Annotated in this window: 17 protein-coding genes and 1 pseudogene; 12 read left to right on the top strand and 6 right to left on the bottom strand. The window is 46.1% G+C overall.

Translation table 11 applies throughout. From position 1 onward, the window contains the following. The first annotated feature begins 374 nt into the window (after positions 1 to 374). The 9 genes from ATN88_RS01250 to ATN88_RS28740 all read left to right on the top strand — a co-directional run bounded on the left by ATN88_RS01250 (position 375) and on the right by ATN88_RS28740 (position 7,324). The gene (locus tag ATN88_RS01250) at positions 375 to 914 is read left to right on the top strand and encodes a hypothetical protein (RefSeq protein ID WP_067410222.1); all 540 of its coding nucleotides are present in this window, start codon (positions 375 to 377) and stop codon (positions 912 to 914) included. A 139-nt stretch (positions 915 to 1,053) separates the two neighbouring features. After that, on the top strand, positions 1,054 to 2,436 hold the full coding sequence (locus ATN88_RS01245; RefSeq protein WP_067410219.1) for a hypothetical protein: 1,383 nt from the start codon (positions 1,054 to 1,056) through the stop codon (positions 2,434 to 2,436). After that, a complete protein-coding gene (locus tag ATN88_RS01240; RefSeq protein ID WP_067410214.1) occupies positions 2,433 to 3,317 on the top strand; it encodes a hypothetical protein in 885 nt (294 codons plus the stop codon). The genes ATN88_RS01245 and ATN88_RS01240 overlap by 4 nt, the downstream gene beginning before the upstream one ends. Then, positions 3,314 to 3,766, top strand: a complete 453-nt coding sequence (locus tag ATN88_RS01235) for a hypothetical protein (RefSeq protein WP_067410208.1) — start codon at positions 3,314 to 3,316, stop codon at positions 3,764 to 3,766. The genes ATN88_RS01240 and ATN88_RS01235 overlap by 4 nt, the downstream gene beginning before the upstream one ends. Beyond that, on the top strand, positions 3,763 to 4,005 hold the full coding sequence (locus ATN88_RS01230) for a hypothetical protein (protein ID WP_067410205.1): 243 nt from the start codon (positions 3,763 to 3,765) through the stop codon (positions 4,003 to 4,005). The genes ATN88_RS01235 and ATN88_RS01230 overlap by 4 nt, the downstream gene beginning before the upstream one ends. Before the next feature lie 329 nt (positions 4,006 to 4,334). Continuing rightward, positions 4,335 to 4,760, top strand: coding sequence for a hypothetical protein (locus tag ATN88_RS01225; RefSeq protein ID WP_157490634.1), 426 nt, complete (start codon positions 4,335 to 4,337; stop codon positions 4,758 to 4,760). 15 nt (positions 4,761 to 4,775) lie between these two features. Continuing rightward, the gene (locus tag ATN88_RS01220) at positions 4,776 to 6,254 is read left to right on the top strand and encodes a MotA/TolQ/ExbB proton channel family protein (protein WP_067410197.1); all 1,479 of its coding nucleotides are present in this window, start codon (positions 4,776 to 4,778) and stop codon (positions 6,252 to 6,254) included. A gap of 493 nt (positions 6,255 to 6,747) precedes the next feature. Beyond that, positions 6,748 to 7,008: a DDE-type integrase/transposase/recombinase gene (locus ATN88_RS28745; RefSeq protein WP_083539389.1), complete on the top strand. Its 261-nt coding sequence runs from the start codon at positions 6,748 to 6,750 to the stop codon at positions 7,006 to 7,008. Positions 7,009 to 7,039: 31 nt separating this feature from the next. After that, positions 7,040 to 7,324, top strand: coding sequence for an IS3 family transposase (locus ATN88_RS28740; RefSeq protein ID WP_408607692.1), 285 nt, complete (start codon positions 7,040 to 7,042; stop codon positions 7,322 to 7,324). Here the strand turns inward: ATN88_RS28740 and ATN88_RS01210 are convergent. Both ATN88_RS01210 and ATN88_RS01205 read right to left on the bottom strand, forming a co-directional pair. Further along, positions 7,293 to 8,486 carry an acetate/propionate family kinase gene (locus ATN88_RS01210; RefSeq protein WP_067410193.1) on the bottom strand — a complete coding sequence of 398 codons (1,194 nt, stop codon included), beginning with the start codon at positions 8,484 to 8,486 and terminating at the stop codon, positions 7,293 to 7,295. The genes ATN88_RS28740 and ATN88_RS01210 overlap by 32 nt on opposite strands. 234 nt (positions 8,487 to 8,720) lie before the next feature. Further along, positions 8,721 to 9,182 carry a TetR family transcriptional regulator gene (locus tag ATN88_RS01205; protein ID WP_067410190.1) on the bottom strand — a complete coding sequence of 154 codons (462 nt, stop codon included), beginning with the start codon at positions 9,180 to 9,182 and terminating at the stop codon, positions 8,721 to 8,723. 470 nt (positions 9,183 to 9,652) lie between these two features. Between ATN88_RS01205 and ATN88_RS01200 the strand changes: the two are divergent. Then, positions 9,653 to 11,297, top strand: a pseudogene (locus ATN88_RS01200) (AMP-binding protein). A gap of 201 nt (positions 11,298 to 11,498) precedes the next feature. Beyond that, complete coding sequence (locus ATN88_RS01195) at positions 11,499 to 11,795, top strand: DUF406 family protein (protein WP_067410188.1); 297 nt, start codon at positions 11,499 to 11,501, stop codon at positions 11,793 to 11,795. Between the two features lie 44 nt (positions 11,796 to 11,839). Here ATN88_RS01195 and ATN88_RS26440 read toward each other — a convergent pair whose 3' ends face one another. Both ATN88_RS26440 and ATN88_RS01190 read right to left on the bottom strand, forming a co-directional pair. Further along, positions 11,840 to 12,964, bottom strand: a complete 1,125-nt coding sequence (locus tag ATN88_RS26440) for a response regulator (RefSeq protein WP_232312665.1) — start codon at positions 12,962 to 12,964, stop codon at positions 11,840 to 11,842. Then, the gene (locus tag ATN88_RS01190; RefSeq protein WP_232312664.1) at positions 12,961 to 15,900 is read right to left on the bottom strand and encodes a hybrid sensor histidine kinase/response regulator; all 2,940 of its coding nucleotides are present in this window, start codon (positions 15,898 to 15,900) and stop codon (positions 12,961 to 12,963) included. Before ATN88_RS01190 ends, ATN88_RS26440 begins: the two co-directional genes overlap by 4 nt. A gap of 252 nt (positions 15,901 to 16,152) precedes the next feature. On the opposite strand from ATN88_RS01190, the gene ATN88_RS01185 reads away from it, so the two are divergent. Then, positions 16,153 to 17,031 (top strand): DMT family transporter, encoded by an 879-nt coding sequence (locus ATN88_RS01185; RefSeq protein ID WP_067410184.1) that lies wholly within the window; start codon positions 16,153 to 16,155, stop codon positions 17,029 to 17,031. 16 nt (positions 17,032 to 17,047) lie between these two features. On the opposite strand, the gene ATN88_RS01180 is transcribed toward ATN88_RS01185, so the two are convergent. Both ATN88_RS01180 and gcvT read right to left on the bottom strand, forming a co-directional pair. Next, complete coding sequence (locus ATN88_RS01180) at positions 17,048 to 17,656, bottom strand: DNA-J related domain-containing protein (protein ID WP_067410180.1); 609 nt, start codon at positions 17,654 to 17,656, stop codon at positions 17,048 to 17,050. Between the two features lie 372 nt (positions 17,657 to 18,028). Then, positions 18,029 to 19,147, bottom strand: a complete 1,119-nt coding sequence (gcvT, locus tag ATN88_RS01175) for a glycine cleavage system aminomethyltransferase GcvT (RefSeq protein WP_067410177.1) — start codon at positions 19,145 to 19,147, stop codon at positions 18,029 to 18,031. Between the last annotated feature and the right edge of the window lie 56 nt (positions 19,148 to 19,203).

Here is a 19,203-nt window from a genome sequence, read left to right as displayed (position 1 = left end):
ATACGAAACTCCAATAAATACTTTTTGGAGATTTCATAAAAATCTTATATTTAGCTAAACAATTGGCGACTCACCTTCACAAATCTTCTTTTGCCTCAAAACCTGTACAAACTCAGCCTTTGAAGTTGGCTAAGATAAATTTCAGCAGTATAAATACCAGATATTAAACGGATAGTTGGATACAGAACATAAATTTCCACTAAACCACAAGACAAATTGTTAGGTTGTTTTCAAATTGATTAGTACCGCACAACTCCAAAAATGTCACAATTGAAACAGGAGTGAAAAAATTAAAACCAATCATTTAAAGCACACTCAGAAATTTGAAACCATTAACGCCACATGAATTCTTAAGTGACCAAGAAGTTAAAATTATGGATATTATTAAATTGAACATAACGTTATTATTTCTGTTATTAACAATTCATCCAAACAACGCCATTGCTAAGAGACTGAGCATTGAAATTCGCACCGCAATCGAACAACCAGATTGTCAAGCGGGAACAAAGAGCACGCAAACCATTGTAGTTAATACAAAAACTAGAACCATCAATGACAGTCAACATTCAACTGGTACTACTAATATACTTGGGTGTGAATTTGGTTCTATAAATGACAGCTTTAAAACAGTAGGACATTACCAAACTGTCGACAGTATCAAATTCGAAGCAGTTGGAACTACTGCAACTATTGTCACTCTTGGTATTGGACCTTCAATTGATTATGCGTTTAGTTTCTACGTGGACACAAAGAATGAAACCGTTACTTTAGCAGGTGAACATGATGGATACCCAACATACTATGTAAATATAAACAATAAACCAGTTTATAAATTCGATCAGACAACGATTACTAGTTTAGCGGACCCAATGGAAATTAAAGTCCCCTCTACAGTATTTCATTACGGAAATTAGCATGAAAACTCATTCTGTCGTTATCAATGTGTCTTTGACGATGTAATAAAAATCTGACTGACTCTAGTTCAAGAGTCGTCCAACACATCAATAAGAAAGGGGGCGAAATGCGATCAATTTTGAAATCAATTTCAATGCTATGTTGTGCAAGCATATCCTTTACAAGTCCGATGGTAACAGCCGAGACGATCTCGCTCGTAATGCCCGCACACTTACCGCACAGGATGAGGCACTGAGCCAACTAAATGCCAAACTCGACACCTTATTGGCGCAAACACTGGCAGATCGAACAGCCCGCCGATATGAAGGCGATCAAGGAAAGAAGGACGCTGGCCAGCAGGCCGTTATATTGAACAGCAAGATGGATAGCGTCATACAAACGATTGAAAATCTTCCTGAAAACGCTGTTCCATTGGAACTGAAAGATAAGATGTTGAAATGTACCAAATCGGTAAAGGTCGAACTTTCTCCAGCTGTTGATGCTATCAAATCCGGCCAACTTCCAGATGTTAGCCAAACTGCCTTGACTTGTGACCAGGCTGAATTCAAGGCAATTCTCAATGAGCTAGAGCAGCGCAAACAACACACACTCAAGGCTTGGGAAGAATGCCGCGAGACATTGCTTAGAGCTGATGCCATCACAAATTCCGACATTCCCCTCACCCCTTCAGGCATTGCGCGCGATGACAGCGAGGGAAACAAGCAATTGACCAAAAACTTAAAAGTTATCGCTGAGCAAACTAACTCTCTTGGATCAGAGCTTAAAGAATGTGGTAGCCAACTAGGCGAGCTCTACGATCAAATGCGCAACCAAGAAGATGGGGCCGCAGCCATAGCGATGGCGATGAACATGGTCGCCACAGTCTGTTCGGCATCGGGTGGCAATCCCTACGTATGCGGTGGAGCGTTCTTTATTGCCATTTTGTCCAGCTTGTTCTCGGACGGTGGCGGCGATGGGGATGGGGATGGAAACTCGGACGGTACTGGTGAGCGAGGTGATGGTTCGAACGTCCCAGGGACGGGAACAGCTCCGGGACCAAGTGGCTCGCCCAAAGGACATAAAGCCGATAGTCAAGCTAATGGCAATATGGAAAACGGGAATACTATCACAGGTACCGGAGGCAATTGGCAGTGCACGCCAGTAATTTCGGGCAACATTCAAACGATAAACTGTACGGATAAGACAGACAGCACGAAAAGATTCTCGCTTGCATCAAATCGGTACCAAGGAACCAACAGCAACATCCTTTACCATTTTGCGAACATGGCAAAACGTCAGAATGGATATGCTGTTGCGTTGTGCGGTGCAACTGATGCCAGTGACATGATCGGTGGAATTATTATCTACCAGCCCGATGGTCGATATTTGCCTGTGCCTGTCATCAGCGAAAACTTGCAACCCGAGGAATACAAGTTGCTTTTGAATGTGAACCTAAAAGCAATCACAGGGAGAGCCTCCCAAAGCATCTCTGAGCTAGAGGGTCATTGCTCTAATGTTAATGACTTGGATGGTGCCAGTTGAAAGTTAGACGCAGCGACAATATTTATCAAGTCGATCTTATAGCGGCACTGTTTGGCGGGTTTATGATAACTTGGCTTGCCACAACCAGAGAAACGGAAAGCACAGTGGCTTCTACGCAACTGGTGTTTGCTACATTAGAATTAGAGCTTGAGGCGGACACCGGCCAAAGACATATTAACTTGCTGCCCCGTTCAATTGCTGAACGCCCAGTGTGTGCGCCAGAAAGCATCGTCAAGGAATTGGCCTTAACTTTACCATCATTGGCCCCTTGTCAGACAAAAATAATAAATGATGTGAATTGGATTGATTTTCATCTACGGCAGCGAGATGACCTCGCCACACTCTGCCGTATAGCTAACCAGGATTTTGGCTCTGACAGCACATCAGATTTATCATGGAAAGGCAGTGCATTAATGCTATATGGTGTAGATATAAATTTACCAAAATCCGTTTTTGTCCCTTTGGGAACTACACAGTTTAAGAGAATAGATGACGTCACAATTGACAATTTGGTTGATTTATACCGCTGCAATATCACTTTATCTCATGGTGCCGCAGTTTCTGTTTTTATTACCTCGAAAGAGGTTTATGACTGGATAGCGTCAGGTAGATTGGCCGTTGCAACTCGATATTTTAATTTTATATCGCAATTGCCGACATCTGCTATTGAACAAAATTCCAACAAGGCACTCCCGAGATATTTTCATGCATATCAGGATATTACGCAACAATATCCTATATATTCTATCCAATTAAGTAATTCTGCGATTTTGCGGGCTAGGCTGTGCCTGCATAAAGACGGTGAGGCGATTTGTTATAAAGCAAGTACCGAATGGGCGCCAAACGCAGAATTGAATTTTGTACCGGAGAGCGAAGCGTGACTAATCGTGGCGAGTGGTTCACCATTGTTGCGACGGACTTATTTGCGGCCTCGTTTGCTGCAATACTTATTATCGACGCGGCCTCGCCCAAAGAGCTCTTTGTCGAACCCAGTGATTCTTATTTTGAACTCAATTACCCCTTACTTGACAGCGAAAGGGGAAGTATTCCGTGTGAAAGGAATGATATTGCTATTGCCTTCAGTTTTCTTGACGATGACGGAGTCTATCAACACAGCTTAAGCGGGGAAGCCGCTGTCACAGCAGTAGCAGAAGGTTCAAATTGTATTGTACGGGGACTCTTTTTGAATGTCCCCATTGCTACCGCTCCCCGAGAACCGCTGATCCTCATTGTTGAATACCCAGGTTCAGAGGATTTAGAGCCTTCTTCGATAAGAGTTCTGTACAACCAAACAGAGTTCCTTTGCTCAGCTGAAGGAGAATGCAAATGAAAGGCATCTTCGCGTTCTTACTCATAGCAACTTTTTTGGGGAGTGCCCTGTCCGTTCCGACGTCGGCACATTTTTATTGGCACAGTGCTTTACAGGTGATTTACCAGAACGACTTTTACGCACCCACAGCAACGGTGTTCGTGAAATTTGGTTTGCCGGAGCTGCAAACGGTAAACACCCGCAAAGTATCTGTCTTACTATGGCTGGTTACACTTGGTACATTAAAGCCCCCTCTTTAGGTCCACCAACTTGGCTAGGAAGTTGGGACTGTGAGCTGAAAGGGTACCGTAAATACCTCGACGAGACGGTCAGCCTCTGTGTAGATGATCCAGTAGCTGACGCTTTCACTGATCGAATGTCTAAGTTATTAATTTCAGCGTTTGGAGGTAGCGGTACACTTTCTAAAGCTGTGGGTGCAGAGAATCTTCAGGGCCGATTTGTAAGCTCTGAGGGGATAGGCTCTACATTGATACTATCGGTAAAAAGCACTGACGGATGCCTCAGCTTATTGGCTCCAAGTGGAGGAAAAGAAGCGGGCTTGGTATTTACATCAAATTGTTCAGCGCCTATGACAAGGACTTATCAGGCCCTGAAGTCGGCTTCCCAGCCTTTAGTCATCGCGGAAGGTAATATTGGCATAATTGCGCAAGGCCTTATCGAAGAAAGTGGAGTACTCACACCCTCAGGTAATGGATTGGTGTTGGGGTCTTTTAACAAGACCTACATTTCTGGCTGGCTTGCTGAGATTACCAGTCCTACCGAAGCATTCAGTTTAACCAAAGATGAGCGAGACCCACTTCCAGAGCTGTCAGCTACCACACCCGTCCAAGTTCTGTTGCATTGGCTTGCTGCCGCCTTCAGCCGGCTAGAACCACCACCTAGTCAAACTACTGAGCGCAACTCGGAGCTGCGCGATTGGTTAGCCACACAGGCATTAAACCAAGAACCACCCCGCCCCGAATTACATTTTCGAGCTGAAATCGCCCTTGACTGAATCAAGGAAAATCATATGGCGAAAATTATTGATATCATCTTTGGGCCGTTAGACGGTATCCAAAAGCTGTTTCGTAGGTTAGTGAAGTTTATCATTTGTATGATGGTTGCTTTTTTACTGCACGATCAGCTGACAGTGTATCTGACACGCATAAACTCTGACTATTTGGTCGAACTAGCCGAGAAACAGAAAGCTGCAAATGCCCTTTTAGCCCCCTTTGGTTCGAGACTAGAATTTTGCGTTGAAACACAACCAAATTCTGATGGAACTACCGAATTCCCGGCTTGTACGCTTATAGGGTCTTCATTGACTGTAGTTGGCTTCAGAGTGCAAAAAGATGGAGAAAAAGAGCGGGAATTTAGTTCAATCCTGTCTAAGCATTACTTCTTGCCACCCGGAGTCGCTAATCCTTCAGTTGAACATTCGTTACATTCAGTTATGCGAACCATTGAGGGGCATGCACTCGTCCCGCAGAGCAAAATAAAGCCCTCATCGAAAGCTGAGTTGTGTGCGGGGACTGCCCGCAAACTTACTGATGCTCAGTGCGGGGTTAGTGACGAGATAGAGACCCATTTAGCAATTATTTTGCAAAAAAATATCATCGGTGGTTACCGGATGGCCACGCTGTTTGTGGGCTCGATCCAGTTTCTGACAATAACGATTTTCCTTCTAGCTATTCTTGAAGCTGCAGGGCGCTATCTGCGTTGGGTCGCTCCGAAACCCACATTGGTTTCTGAGCAAGCGGTACGCACAGGCAAAGTTGGTGAGTCAGAGATCCACTATGACGAAAATGAGCTAAGAAACTATCGTGAATCACGAGTGCGGGCGATAGAAGACAGATTGATATATAGAGCTTTGGCGACTGAAGCTAGAGTAAGTACTAGCGAAAAGCTAGGGACTACAGAGCCGCCAGACCGTCTAGCTTTTTCAAATGCTGCACGCACCAGTCTCGCGGATTATTTATCTTTTATGCGCCAAGAATCGGAATCCACTTTGGAGAGTCTGCACACCACCAACGAGGTAATGCTAAAGCTAGCTTTCGCTGGCACCATATTAGGTATTGGAGATGCACTCTTTGCAGCACGGAATCTGGATGTGGCAGATCCAGTGGGAAAGGTGCTGGTCAAGGCTGAGATGTTTGGCGGAATTGGTACAGCCTTTGGAACAACCTTGTTAGGCGTTATTTTGTCGATGCTTTTGTCAGTCATTCTACAAGCCGTCTCCAGCAGTTGGTCTAGCCGAATGGAACGCAGCTATGAGTATGCCATAGCACTTGCCGACAGTGTTGCGACTCTCGAACAGACAAAGCGCAAAACAATCCTAGCTTCTTTCATTAAGCCTGCTCCGATACTAAGTGCAGGGCGAGGAGGCAACCTATTGCTACGTGCGCTACTGACAATCGGTGGTGGGGTAATCATACTGCTGATCATTGGCAGCTATTTTGTGTTATTTAGGAAAGAGCTGTTAGCTACCCTTCCCAGTTTACCGTGGTAAATCGTAGTCAACTGAAAGGAAAACTCAATGAAAACTTTGGCTTTGGTGATTGCTCTTTTGTTTCTGTGTACATTATCTGGAGTGTCTGGAGGCATTGGTTTTGGTCTGGCCCCGCGGTGTACAGTCGAAAACTTCCCTCTAAGCTGTCTAACCAATCCGGCACCTGAAATCCCGAGTCTGGATGCACATGCAGGACAATCTACCTGCATCTCACCTCAACGCGTTCAGGAATTAGCAAGAGCATATCTTTTGATGACCATTGGCGACGACAGCGAACTCAACAGGGTTGTAAATTTAGCTTCTCCCTGCGCTACGCCGCAAAACTTGCTCCATGCTACTTGTACCGTAACTAATGGAGGACAGTGGGGAAATTCAAGTGGTTGCAGTGTCTTCGCTCAGAATTAGATAATTAGCTTTATCTAAGTACGGAGAGATTTTGGCCATTCAACTTAATTGGCAATGAAGATATTGTTTTTCCGAGAAAAAATCCGCACTGGAAACGGATGTCACTGAGTTTAGAGTCAAAGGGCAGAAGGCATATCTGCCTCTCATGATCAGCCTATTCAAGCGAGACGTAGTTACTTATATAGTTGAGAAACACGCTGTTCTACCACTGCTCATCGGTATGCTTGAACGCGGCATCTCAACCCTAAATCCGAAATCGAAGCCCATTATTCACAGCGGCCAAGGTTGGCAGTATCGGCACCGAGCCAATCGACAATGGACTAACACAAAGTATGTCGAGAAAAAGTAATTACCTAGACAACGCTGTTGCCTAAAACTTCATCGTACTACTTAAAACAGATATGCACCATAACCGACGCATTGAAGATGCTGATGACTTGGTAACGCAAATCAAAGCGTATATCGAGTACTACAATACCAAACGTGTTAAGACGAAACTAAAAAGCCTGATTCCGATGGGTTTTCGAAATCAGGCCTTGAAAGCAGCTAAACTGAAATGTCCAACTTTACGGGGTCACTTCACTTTCGTCAGCGGCTTCTTCTATTTGCTCGTCTTACTTAAGTACGGGCTAATTAAGCAAAGCTTGCAGCTTGTGACGCGATAACGAACTCTTCGTTAGTCGGTACAACGATAGCGACTGCATCCATCATTTGTGATTTCGCAATGATGCCACCGTTACCAAAGCGCGCTGCTTCATTGCCTGCTTCATCTTCAACAAAGCCCAGCAGTTTCAGGTTGCTCAGGATTTGACGACGGATTGGCAGCGAGTTTTCACCGATACCACCAGTGAAGATAATCGCATCCAGACCATCCAGAGGGATCAGGTAAGAACCGATGTACTTAGCAACACGGTAGGTGAACACTTCAAACGCCAGTTTCGCGCCTTCATGACCAGCTTCCATCGCTTCAAGAATGCCACGTGCATCTGACGTCAGGCCAGAAACACCCAAGAAACCAGATTTCTTGTTCAGTGCTTCAAATACTTGCTCTTGGCTCCAGCCTTTTTTCAGCAGGAATTCAATGATACCTGGGTCCAAGTCACCACAGCGTGTGCCCATCATCAGGCCAGACAGCGGCGTGAAGCCCATAGAAGTATCAACAGACTTACCGTTGCTTACTGCACAAACAGACGCACCGTTACCTAGGTGAACAGAGATGAAGTTTGCTTCGTCGATGTTCTTGTTCAGCTGTTTTGCTGCTTCACGAGTCACGAAGTAGTGGCTAGTACCGTGGAAGCCGTAACGACGGATACCGTAGTCAGTGTAAAGCTCGCTAGAGATTGCACCGGTAAACGCCTTCTGAGGCATGGTTTGGTGGAATGCAGTGTCGAATACAGCAACTTGAGGCAGACTTGGGAAAGCGTTCATAGCAGCACGGATACCCATTACGTTTGCTGGGTTGTGCAAAGGAGCCAAGTCACTCAACGCTTCGATTTCTGCGATAACGTCGTCGTTCAACAGGGTTGCGTCAGCAAATTTCTCGCCGCCGTGTACAACACGGTGACCGATAGCAACCAATTGCTCGCCAACGTTCATGCTTTCAACCAGCTCAACAATGATGCCTACTGCTTTCTCGTGGTGGTTGCCACCTTCTTCCAGCATCAGCTCTTGCTTCTCGCCATCGCGTTTCCAACTAATGCGCGCATCTTCAAGACCGAAGCACTCGCCAAGACCAGAAAGAATGGCTTCGCCCGTTTGTGCATCCATCAATGCGAATTTAAGAGAGGAACTGCCCGCGTTAAGGACAAGTACTAGTGAATTGCTCATGAAAAATCTCGTTGGCAAAGGGTAAATGTACGGCTTATGTTTCAGGGGTTCATTATTAAATTATTTTTGAATAATTCAACATATAATTGAAGGATTAAACAGTTTTTAGCGTTTTACTGTTTCAGATCAAAAACGGTTTGCTCAAGGGTTGAGCGGCTTTGGCGGTTGGGTCAATTTTGGGGAGCAAAAAGCGCCCATTGGGCGCTTCTTTCGGTGCGGGATTGTAGCACGTCTTTATGCCATTGTGAGTAGGGATTTTCCAACCAACCACTCTAGGTCTTTTTCAAAGTCCTGCCCATACCTATCACAGCATACGTCATGCAGTTTTCTGCTTGCATGACTGGTGAAATCTGCAGCGTTTTCTGATGTCACAGTGTGCAAGAAAAACAGTCGTAGTACTGCCGTAAAACGGTTGTCAGAACGCAATGCAGTTAACCAGCTTTCGATGAAGGTGCGTTTGTCACCTTCTAGATCAAGCTTCTCAATGAGGATTCCCAATAAGCGGTCATCCAAGCGTGTGATGAAATCCGTTTTCTTCGGAAAATGGTGGCTTATGCCTGTACGCGAAATTCCTGTTTGTTGGCTCAGCGTGGTGTACGACATTCTGTCGTAACCGAGTGTCACTAATTGATCGACCACAGCGTCAAGAATCAACCGAATCGTAACTTCTGTATCTTCTTTGCTTCTCTTTGGCATAACAATATCCCTGGTTCCTGGCTTCCTTAACCTGCAACTGCAAGTTTAGTGATTTAACACGCTGATCTTTTCTGGAGTTTGCTCACTCGTTTTTTTACTACTGATTCAGCGATTCGGGGTGCTGATAAACTGATGGGTTTTACCGACCGCCTCTCCCTTAATTCAGCAATCTTAAAGATAGTACAAGTGTGCATATTTCGAGCGGCTGTTGATCAAAATTGTAAGAACCGTGAACAGGGTTCGGTTTGTTAAAAAAACTTTGTTATCTTGCGCAGTAATTCAATGAATACAGCATGTTATCCTGTATTTTTTTAAGTGGTATAAATGAGGCATGTCGTTACCGACATCAAAATTTGAACAAGTGTTTGAATATTTATCTTGACCCATACCCGTTTCAACACCTAATTTAACACTTTAATAACATTCGAGATTTCATCGACCTTTTCCCTACAGCTATTACGGGGTCCTACATGACTCAACCAAAACCATACCAACAAATGCTTCGCTGGGCGAAAGAGCGTCCGAACGAGATTTTTCTTCGACAAATCATCAACCGACAGTTCCAAGATTTCACTTATTCAGATGTCGTAGACCAAGCCCTTCGAATCGTCACTGCCCTAAGAGGCATGGGTTTAGAGCCTGGTGACAAGGTCGCTCTCATTTCAAAAAATTGTGCAGAATGGTTCATTGCAGATTTGGCAATGATGCTTGGTAGCTACATCAGCGTGCCGATTTTCCCAACGGCTGGTGATGACACTATCGGTCACGTTCTCGACCACAGTGAATCTAAGGCCCTGTTTATCGGTAAACTGGACGACACCAAAGCACTGAAAGCGTCGCTCGAAACACGCGATGCGATTCCGACGATTGCCTTCTTATCCAACCATCAATTGTGGTTACGATTGGGCTGACTTAGTTAATCAAAACTCCCGTGCAGAGGTTAACCCTGAGCATCAAGACGGCGATTTGATGTCGATTGTGTACACATCAGGCACATCTGGCCTGCCGAAAGGTGCAATGCTGACTTATGGTGCTTACGCGTGGTCTGCGCAGCGTCTCATCGACCATATCGGAATGAAAGACGGTGAGCGTTTGTTCTCTTACCTGCCACTTGCACACATCACAGAGCGTGTTTACATCATGGGCTCTGCCATGATGGCCGGGATTTGCACTGCTTTCCCAGAATCTCTGGAAACCTTCATTGATGATGTGAAAATGCATCGCCCTACTCTGTTTATTTCGGTTCCGCGTCTGTGGACCTTGTTCCAGCAACGCATTCAAGAGAAGCTGCCAGACAGAAAGCTCAATATCTTGCTCAGCATTCCTTTTGTGTCGGGCTTGATTAAGAAGAAAGTGGCGCAAAACTTGGGCTTAGACCAAGCAAGAGTCTTGGGTTGTGGTTCGGCACCGGTTTCTGCTGCCTTGCTGCGCTGGTATGAGAGACTGGGACTGAACATTACCGAAGCTTGGGGGATGACGGAATCATTCGCATACAGCACGCTCAATTATCCATTCCGAAGCGACAAGATTGGTACTGTTGGTAATGCTGGCCCAGGTATTGAGATTAAAATCGCAGCCGATGGCGAAATCTTGGTTGCGGGTGGTGGCCTATTCGATGGTTACTACAAGAACCCTGAAGCATCAGCAGAGACGGTTGTTGATGGTTGGCTTCACACTGGTGATATCGGCGACTTAGACAGTGATGGCTACCTCACCATTCAAGGGCGCAAAAACGACACGTTCAAAACAGCGAAAGGTAAGTTTGTTAGCCCTGTGCCGATTGAAAAACGTCTATTTGAGCTGAGCAATATTGAGATGATGTGTCTGGTGGGTTCTGGTTTGCCTGGCCCTATTCTGCTGGCCTTGCCTCACCACTTCCCTAACTTTGACCGTGCACGTTATGAGAAGCGTGTAAAACACGTCATCGACACCATCAACGGTGAACTCGAATCTCACGCTAAGATCAAAGGCGTTTACATGATCAAAGAACCTTGGAGCATCGAAAACGGTTTGCTGACACCAACGCTGAAGATCCGTCGTCACCTTCTAGAGAAGAAGTATCACGACATCGGCGTGAACTGGCCGTCTGGTACCTTGGTGCAATGGGAAGATTAAGCATTCCTTCTTTCCAAAAGCGGGCTTTATGCCCGCTTTTTTATTGGCTGTTTCTAGTCACAAAGGAAAATTAGCCATTTCGTCATTTTCAGCTTGCTAAGTAGTCCTACTTTTTGCACCATTATTTGTAGTAATATTACAAACAATTCCTACAAATCCAGCCTGTATTCCCAACGAGGCTGGGGACAAAGAGAGTAAGTTATGAGCCAAGAAGAATACCAAGTTTGTGATGCTTGCGGCGTTACCGCTGAAATGGGCTTTGTGATCAGTGAAGGTGATGATGTTGCTGAAGTAAGCATCTTCGCATCAGACAAAGATGCTGCTATCGCTGAATTCAAAAACTACCTCGCACTGGCTAAAGAAGTGAACGAAAACGTACTACACGATCTGAACGAGTGTGCAGACGTTTCTTTTGACCCACTGACAGTTCGTTTAAAGTTCGAGTGCAGTGCAGAAAAACTGATTTTCGAATTGCGTAGCCGCTCCCTGGCTAAGTAATTGAAAAAGGCCGCGAATGCGGCCTTTTTTGTTTTTATCTCTCTTTAGAATAAGGTTGGCGAGTTTTCTTCCTCATCCACACCCAATGACTCCAAGACAATTTCTAATTTCTTACCGGCAATTTCGTATTCAAATTTACGGATAGCATCTTCCACTTCTGACAGATCCACATCCATACTCTTCGAACTCTCTTTTATGCCCGTAATAAAGTCGACGGCTTGCGTATCAAAGTTGCTTAGCAGAATCTTCAATTGTTCCAGTTCAATTCTGAACTCACGCGGCGTGTAGCCGACAAAGCCTGTTTCTTCTTTCGGCTTCGCAGCCTCAGGCTCTTTTGTAGGAATATAACCTTGGATTTCCTCTAAACATTCTTTGATCTTATCTAGCAGGCTCGCTTCCATCTTCATTTCTGCGCTGCCCGCTTGGTCTTCCAAGTTACCTGCCAATACCGCCAAACCTTTCGCCGACACATTCGCCGCCGCGCCTTTCAATGAGTGAGCGAAGAGTTCAACGTCATCACGCTCATCATTCGCGAGGGCTTTTTTCATCTTGTCGATGACGGCAAGCTTGGTTTCCGTGAACGCAGTAATGACCTTCCAATATGCTTCTGAGTTACCGCCTATACGACCGATACCCTCATTGGCATCCAAGACCAGTGGGTCGATGTCGATGACATTGTTTGCTTTTGACTCCGCGGCCTTCTGTCCATTTAGCACCACGGACGATTTCACCGATTCTTTCGACGCATTCGTCCAACGCGAAATGGCAGAAATCAACTCGTCGACATCAATCGGTTTTGAAACGTGGTCATTCATGCCCGCTTCTTTACATTGCTTAACGTCCCGCTCCATGGCGTTCGCAGTCATAGCGACGATTGGCATGCCCGACAAAGACTCGATTTCGCGAATTTTCTTCGTCGCTGTCACACCATCCATGACAGGCATCTGCATATCCATCAGGACGATATCGAATTCTTGTTCTTGCACCATATCCAATGCAATCTGGCCATTGTCGGCGACCTCAATCGTTGGATTGAACTGCTCAAGTATGCCTTTTGCGACTTCTTGGTTGATCATGTTGTCTTCAACCAGAAGGATTCTGAGTCCTGTGAAGTCATGGTTTTCTTGCTGGTCAACTTCCTCTATGTCGCGACTGTTAACCAGTTTCAACTCTTCTTGGCCGAAGGTTCCATCAGCGCATCAAACAGAGATGATGGGTTGATAGGTTTGACGAGCGATGCATCAAAGAGCTTCTGAATATCGTCGTTTATCAAACCCGCATCTTCGCCATACGCACTGGCAAGAATGACTTTCGGCATCTTGTTGAGTGTGAGAGCTTGGATTTGCATGGTGGCTTCATCGCCATTAATGCCTGGCATCTTCCAATCCATGACAACCACATCAAAGCCGTCGCTGCTCTTGTCGGCACTCTCCACTTCGTAAACCGCTTCTTCACCGTTAGACACAGCGGCGACGCGCAAATCTAGGTTGTCGAGCAGCGCATACATGATGTCGCGAGACGCTTGGTTATCGTCCACCACAAGCACACGCTTATTGTTAAGGACCGTGGATTTCGCCACTTGTTCTTTGATGCTCGACTCGCTTCGGCCACAACGAATGGTGAAGGAGAAGGTAGAGCCTTGACCAGGTTCACTTTCCACCCAGATTCGACCACCCATGAGCTCGACAAAGCTCTTAGAAATCGTCAGACCAAGGCCAGTACCGCCGTATTTACGGGTGATAGAACCATCCGCTTGCGAGAACGATTGGAACAGGCGGCTCAGTTGTTCTTCCGACATACCGATACCGGTATCTTGGATATCAAACTGAATCTCAACAATGTCTTTGCCGTCGGTAACCTTACGAGCACGAATGATGATTTCACCGCTTTCGGTGAATTTCACCGAGTTACCCGTGAGGTTGATAATGATCTGCCCCAAACGAAGTGGATCACCCACCAAGTCGTCAGGCAGATCAGGGTCGATGTCGAAGATAAGTTCGAGTTCTTTCTCTTTAGCTTTAACCGAGATGATGTTACTGATGTTGTCGAGCACTTCGCTGAACTTGAATTCAATGTGTTCAACGGTGAGTTTGCCCGCTTCAATTTTCGAGAAGTCGAGGATGTCATTGATGATACCAAGCAACGACTTACCGGCTTTTTCGATGTTGGACACGTAGTTGCGTTGCTTGTCATTCAAATCGGTCAGCAAAGCAAGGTGAGACATCCCCAGGATCGCATTCATTGGCGTGCGGATCTCATGGCTCATGTTGGCAAGGAACTCGCCTTTTGCCTTACTCGCTTCAGTTGCCTGATCTTTGGCAGAAATAAGGTCAGATTCGAGGCGTTTTTGCGTCGTCACATCAACAAACAAGCCCACAATACCGAGTGGGTCACCATCACCACCGTAATACGTTGCCTCATAGACAGTGATGATTCTCGTCTCACCATTGGCATTGTTCAGTTCGATGTCGTACACCTGAGAGCCTGGGTTTTCGAGTAACTCATTCTCTTTGTTGGTGAACATGGTCGCGACATCTTCAGGGAACAGCTCCGTTGGGGTCTTATCCACCACATCGACATAGAACAGGCCAAGGAAGTCAGTAAAGGCATCGTTGACGCCGATGTACGTTCCTTGGGTATCACGGAAATAGGTTGGGTTTGGAATCGCATTGATAATTTGCTGATTGAGTTTCAACTGCTCGGAAACGCGTTGTTCCGCTTCAAGTTGAAGTTCTGCGTTGATAGTAAGCTGGATACCTACCGCCAAGTCTTCACGGATTTCTGTCAGCCAGTCGATTTCTTTGTCTGAGAAGGAGCGAACAGAGCCCAACTCAAGCACACCAACCATGTCGTTGTTGACGATAAGCGGGATGAAATACATCTCTCCTAGTTTCAAATCACCAACAGGCAAAGACAGCGTAAATTTGTCGTCTTCGTTGCGAATGCGAAGGAATTCTTTGGTCAGCATGATGGTGCGATGGAAAGAGACGGTTTCCGCCTCCATCACTTTGGTTTGCTCATCAATGCCAACCCCACCCACCAGCGACAGTTTGTCATTGCGATTAACGTAAATTGCCACATAAGGAAGTTCGAGGCGCTGCGAGAAGAAATTCGCGACCTGAAGACCCAAGTCTTTGGTATCACTACAACCACGAATAAGATCTGAGAACGCTTTGATTTGGCGACTAAACTCAAATCTTTCCGCAATCTCAGCCAAGACTTCATTCTGGGCAGCCGCGAGGTCTTTCAACTCGCCTTGGCTTTCAACATCGAGTTTAAATTCGAACTGCTTGTCTCTCACTTTGCTAACAATGTTTCGGCGAATATTGTCGAGCGGTTTGAGGAAGCGGTACCACAGCAAAATGGTGGTTGTGGCGACGGTGATGATCAGCGCAAACGCCATAAAAATCGCGATGCCATCCATATTGCGTTTTTGTTGGATGAGCATGTCGAGCTTGGACTGGGTATCAATGTCTATGGTGTCGTAGAAAGCCCCGATGGGTCCCATGATTTTGTTTTTCTCATGGATGTACTCTGGGCCAAACAGCATTTGCTGAGCCAATTTAGGGTCAGGGATGATGCGCTCCATACCACGGGCAGTTCTTTTTTTGCCCTGAATGATGTTCATCGCGGTATCTTCAATAGTGCTGAGCTCTTGCGAACGTGCTATCGCTTGAGTGAGAAATGCTAATTGGGATTCACTGGTGCCTGCATCTCTCAATCTGCTCAGAATGGATGGATATTCCGGACGGATCGGGATCTCCGGCTCTAACACGTCGAAGCTTGGGTCTGCGACTTCATACCAGTAGTCGAAGTTGTAGCTGTCTGGTGGCGGCAGGTGCCCTTCCCGAATACCTTTCACACGCTCATACAAGAAACGCCACTTCTTATTCGTGGTAATCGAATAATTTCTCGCAAACCTCGTCAGCAAATCTGAGCTCGTCTTCAGCTCAATGGCTAACGCATACTGTTGCTGACGTTGCTCATAGAGATTTTTAATATCATCGCTTAACGCGCTTGAACGAAGATTTGCAAAGATGATTGAAACGCCAAGAACGAGGATGAAGCCCATCAAAGCAAAAAAGACATGGCGAATTGATCTCATTTTGTCTCCACGATCCCATAATGGTGACACCTATATCAGTTAAGCGTAGACCCGTAGTTCTCGTTGATAAAGTGAGAAAAAGCAAAAGCCTGTTTGCACTTACCTCACTATCCGTTGCTATTGGGGCTTGCACCGCCCTATTCTTTTTTAAGTATGAAATGCGAAAAACGCGTGTCGTTTGATATTTGACCTCGCAAAGACGGGGAATACGAAGACTTAATAGAAAAATGACGTTTAGTCAGGGAGATACGGATGTCACCAATTTACAAAGGAACCCTGATGATGAGTATCGGGGTCACGATACTCAGCGTGGATGGCCTGTTGATCAGATTGGTTGAAGCGTCGGGTTGGACGTTGCTTTTTTGGCGCGGCTTGTTATCTGCTTTGGTTATCTTGCTGGTCATGTTTATCAAACAACCCGCTCAAACCCTACGCTCACTGACATCGCCTTCCCCACTACTGATTTTGGGGTCCGTGGCGTTTTCTATCTCCACGATCTGTTTTGTGCTTTCCATCGATCACACGCAAGTCGCCAGCACGCTGATCATCATTAATATCAGTCCTTTGATCTGCGCTGCGTTGGCTTATGTATTTTTGAAAGAGAAGCTAGAAACGCGAACGCTTATTGCCATTTTGGCGGCGGTAGCAGGCGTGATGTTTGTGTTTGCAGGAAAGGCGATGCCTTCAGCATCTTTCGGTAATTTGATGGCACTGATCACCGCCTTTATGTTGGCGACCTACTTTGTGGTGCTGCGAAAAAGCCAAAGCGAAAATGCTCCGCTTTATCTCGTGCTAGGCGGTTTGTGTACAGCTGCTGTCTCGTTGTTTTCTGGCGCAGAACCACTAAGTCTCACCCAACAGGAATGGATATACACGTTGATTCTCTGTGTAGGTGTGGTACCCATTTCTTTTGTTCTTATTTCTTCTGGGCCTCGATACTTACCCGCAGCTCACGCCAATCTCTTTATGTTGTTGGAAGCTATTTTCGGTCCCTTGTTTGTTTGGGCCGTAATCGGCGAAGTACCTACACAAAATGTGCTGATTGGTGGAGGGATTATTCTCGTGACACTTATGCTGTTCACGCTATCTGCAGCACGAAGCAAAAGAGCATTTAACAAAAAGCCCGGCTAATTGCCGGGCTTAGTAATTAGAGGCGAAGACTTTGCCACGCTTCGCACATGGTGCGGAATTTCGCGGCATCCCCTTCAGGACGGTCAGGGTGCCACTTCAAGGCCATTTTCCGCCATTGACGACGGATTTCATTGTCTGAGGCTTTCTCTGAAAGTCCGAGTGCTGCCAATGCGTTTCTTCGCTCGACCGTTGTCTCGCTGCAATGACCGACATGACGCTGGTAGCGTTTCCAAAATGAGGACAGCAACTCTCTCACGTCCTCAGTCTGTGCGTCATAGTTTTTCCAGTCCATGTAGTACTCGCGCAAGGGGTCGTCGCGATCCACTTCATGTTGAACAAAACCAGAGCCCGCACCGCGATACATCAATTTGATGTCCATGGACTCAACTTGCAGCCACTGCTGTGGAAGCAGCGTCTCTTGAAGTTGGTATAGCGCATTCATGATGAGAAAATTACGCTTGAACAAGTCTAACTGGGGATCATCATCGAGATGGTCCATGATGGTCTTCTTCTGCAATTCGGCCATCAGGTAGTGTACTTTCCAGCTTTGGGTTGACGCTTCTAGCACACTTAAAATCGGCCAGATCAGAGGGTTATCAATCTCGTCGCGTTGTTCAGCTAGCATACAACCTTTTCTCCTTTCGACCCTATGTCGTACATATAAGACATTAATCCATAATTCCGTGATCTGCCTGAGAATTTCCATTCTTATGCACTAATTCACGCTGTTACTTTCTACCTTCAATGTGGAATCAACATCTACTGACAAAAAGCTCAATTAAACCGATTGCATAAGGAATGCCAAAAATTCAGGTTGGCCAAATATGAGGAAGAAGGCTGAAAAGTCTTCGCGTCTATCGTAATGAATAACAAAGAAAAAGAGCCTATGTCGATGCATAAGCTCTTTGAGAATATTTAGTCAGTGTCAATCTATACCGTACAACAACTCGGCAGAATGTTGCATCTCGCGATAGTGTGATGTCAGATAATTGACTGTTTAGCCACGATAATAACGCTGAGGGACAAACGGCATTTTCTCGACCGTCATCGGCAATTTCTTACCACGTACTTCTGCAAATACTTCTGTCCCCATCGCTGCAAGCTCAGTTTTGACATAACCCATCGCAACAGGTTGTCCTTTGGTTGGACCAAACGTACCGCTGGTTACAATGCCAATTTCGTTGTCATCTGCATCAAACAACTTAGCACCTTCACGGACAGGTGCTTTGCTGCTGCCAACCAGTCCCACACGCTTGCGCGAAACGTCTTTGGTAGCAATTTGGTCAAGGATGATATCCGCACCAGGGAAGCCGCCCGAGCGCTCACCATCTGCACGGCGTGGTTTGCTGATTGCCCAAAGTAAGCTTGCTTCAACTGGCGTGGTAGTTGGGTCAATATCATGACCGTAAAGGCAAAGGCCACACTCAAGGCGCAGAGAGTCACGCGCGCCAAGGCCAATCCACTCTACTTCTTCTTTTAGCAACAAGCGGCGTGCAAATTCTTCTGCTTTGTCCGCTGGTACAGAAATTTCGTAACCGTCTTCACCGGTGTAGCCTGAACGGCTGACCAAGCACTCGATGCCTGCAAGCTCAACCTTTGCAGCATCCATAAACACCATATCAGCAACGACAGGGTTCAACGTCGATAGGACGTCCGCCGCTTTAGGGCCTTGGAGTGCGAGCAATGCTCTGTCTTCGATTTCTTCTAGTTCCACATCTGATGGCAGGTTGTCTTTCAAATGTGCGATGTCTTGCTCTTTACACGCTGCATTAACAACAACAAAGAGATGATCGCCGAAGTTAGTCACCATCAAATCGTCCATCAATCCGCCTTGTTCATTCGTGAACAATGCATAACGCTGTTTACCTTCCGGCAAGTCAACAATATCCACAGGAACCAAAGCTTCCAGTGCTTTTGCGGCGTTCTCACCGTGCAGTTTCAGTTGACCCATGTGGGAAACATCGAACAAACCCGCGTGCTCACGGCAGTGAATGTGCTCTTTTCTAACACCCAGCTCATATTGAACTGGCATGTCATAGCCCGCAAACGGCACCATTTTTGCGCCCATTTCGATGTGTAGCGCGTGTAGAGGGGTTTTAAGTAAATCTTGTGACATGTTTCACTCCATGATGTCGGCACAAGCCGTGGTTCAAGTGCTCCGCCATCCGACGG

Origin of the sequence: Enterovibrio coralii (assembly GCF_001559595.1) — a bacterium.
Taxonomy (GTDB): Bacteria; Pseudomonadota; Gammaproteobacteria; order Enterobacterales; family Vibrionaceae; genus Enterovibrio; species Enterovibrio coralii.
Note: the sequence above shows the minus strand (reverse complement) of the source record. Positions and strands in the feature narration are given on the sequence as shown.